This is a genomic window from Polynucleobacter sp. AP-Nickl1-40-C4 (genome assembly GCF_035012665.1).
Taxonomy (GTDB): domain Bacteria; phylum Pseudomonadota; class Gammaproteobacteria; order Burkholderiales; family Burkholderiaceae; genus Polynucleobacter.
The window spans coordinates 1-572 of record NZ_JAYGQR010000027.1 but is presented as its reverse complement, the minus strand read 5'-3'; the positions used below and the strand labels follow the sequence as shown (position 1 = coordinate 572).

The 572-nt window shown below is 47.4% G+C and carries 1 protein-coding gene; it reads left to right on the top strand.

Annotated elements, in window-relative coordinates; genetic code table 11:
* Positions 1–572: YDG domain-containing protein (locus tag VC182_RS11485; RefSeq protein ID WP_323485374.1), on the top strand; the 572-nt coding region annotated here is incomplete at both ends.

Below are 572 nucleotides of genomic sequence, written 5' to 3'. Positions count from 1 at the left end.
GATGCCTCTAATTACACCTTCACCTTAGTTAATAAGAACATCACCATTACGCCTTATGTCGTTACACCTGGCTCTACCACCGGCCCTCGTTTGACAACCGCAGCTAATAACAAGGTCTATGACACGACTACTGCTGCCACAGGTAGTTTGGCGATGGCTGGATTGTTCCCGGGAGATTCTGTTGCTGTTAATTACAGTAGCGCTGCCTTTGCTAGTGCCAACGTCAATCTGCCAGCTAGCCCACAAACTGTGGCATTTAGTGGTGTGACTTTGTCTGGTGCATCAGCAAGCAACTACAGCATTGCTAGCGGGGCAATTACTGCCACTGCCAACATTACGCCTGCGCCAGTCACCATCAGTGGTTTGGTTGCAAATAATAAGGTGTACACATCCACCACTGCTGATGTAATTTCAGGCACGCCGATTGTGACTGGCTTGTTAGGTACTGATACCTCAACAGCAAGCGGCACAGCCATAGGCACTTTTGCATCTCCAAATGTTGCAAACGGCATTACGGTTTCAGCAAATTTAAGTGGTATGACCTTAAGTAATGGCAATTATGTGATTACTGG